We start from the raw sequence: 1,556 nt of genomic DNA, 5'->3' as shown, positions 1-1,556 counted from the left end.
GGCCCGGCGGTGTCGGTTATGCTGTGGGCTCAAACCACTGAGATCATGGCATAATCAACACACGCCGGAGCCGACAATGCGCCAAAAACGCATCATCCAGAGCAGCCTATTCGATCTGTTTGCCGATCACCAGATCGGACGTGAGCTCAAGGCGATTTCAGGGTGGCTCGATGCGCACCCTGAGTTGCTGCCACTGCTGGCGGCAGATCTTGGTGAGGCTGGCATCAAGGACACGGGGCGTCAGGGGCTACCGGTGGAATCGGTTCTGCGGTGCGCCGTGCTCAAGCAATATCGTCAGCTGAGTTACGAGGAACTGGCCTTTCATCTCGAGGATTCATGTTCATTCCGCGCCTTTGCCCGACTGCCCCTGGCGTTGCGCCCGAAGAAGTCGGTGCTGCAAAAGACGATCAGTCGGATCGGGGCGCAGACCTGGGAACAAGTCAATCAGGCGTTGCTGCGCGATGCCAGGCAGGAAAAGCTCGAGCGCGGCACACTCGTACGGATCGACAGTACCGTGTGCGAGGCACTGATGCATGCTCCCAGCGACAGTTCGCTGCTGTGCGATAGTGTGCGGGTCATGACACGCTTGCTCAAGCAGGCCGCCAGCCTGCCGGGCGGCACCGCCATCGTCTGGCGCAATCGCCAGCGGCTCGCCAGGAAAAGGGCGCTGGCGATCCGATACAGTCGGGGCAAGGACAAGAAGGCGCGGCTGTACCGGGACTTGATCGATGCCACCCAGGCCACGATGGCATCGCTGCGCAGCCTGGCGTTGCACCTTGGCTCGAGCATCGAGAGCGCAGCCTGGCGTCTTGAGGTCGAACACTATCTGTCCCTGATCGAACGGGTCATCGATCAGAGCCGGCGGCGGGTCTTCGCCGGCGAGCGCGTCCCGACGGCCGACAAGCTGGTCAGCCTGTTTGAACCGCATGCCGAAATCATCGTCAAAGGCGGCCGCGACGTTCAATACGGCCACAAGCTCAACTTCTCCACCGGCAAGAGCGGCATGATCCTCGACGTCGTCATCGAGGATGGCAATCCGGCGGATGCGGCGCGCTTCCTGCCCATGCTCGAACGGCATGTCGCCATGTATGGCGAGCCGCCGCGCCAATCAGCCGCCGATGGCGGTTTTGCCAGTCGGGACAATCTCAAACAGGCCAAGGCAATCGGGGTACGCGACGTGGCCTTCCACAAGAAGTGCGGTCTCAGAATCGAGGACATGGCCAAGAGTAAATGGGTTTATCGCCAGCTGCGCAACTTCCGCGCCGGCATCGAGGCCGGCATCTCGTGCCTCAAGCGCGCCTACGGCCTGACGCGCTGTACGTGGCGCGGGATTGAGCACTTCAAATCCTATGTGTGGTCGTCGGTCGTCGCCAACAATCTCGCAATCTTCGCCCGCCTCAAGCCAACATAGTCAGGTCCGCGCCCCGAGACTGCTCCACCGGCGGCCGCCGGGCGATCTCACGTGCCTGCTGTTCGGGCAAAAGTGCCGGTCTCGCCATAACCCTGCCCCGGGCGCCAAAACAGCGACGTGCCCAACTCAGAATACGCTGTCGATA

The 1,556-nt window shown here is 62.0% G+C and carries 1 protein-coding gene; it reads left to right on the top strand.

Annotated elements, in window-relative coordinates:
* Nucleotides 1-76 precede the first annotated feature (76 nt).
* Complete coding sequence (locus IEX64_RS24200) at nucleotides 77-1,411, top strand: ISNCY family transposase (RefSeq protein WP_188824022.1); 1,335 nt, start codon at nucleotides 77-79, stop codon at nucleotides 1,409-1,411.
* The last annotated feature ends 145 nt before the right edge of the window (nucleotides 1,412-1,556 follow it).

Origin of the sequence: Novosphingobium indicum (assembly GCF_014645195.1) — a bacterium.
GTDB lineage: Bacteria > Pseudomonadota > Alphaproteobacteria > Sphingomonadales > Sphingomonadaceae > Novosphingobium > Novosphingobium indicum.
This window is presented reverse-complemented; position numbering and strand designations above follow the sequence as displayed.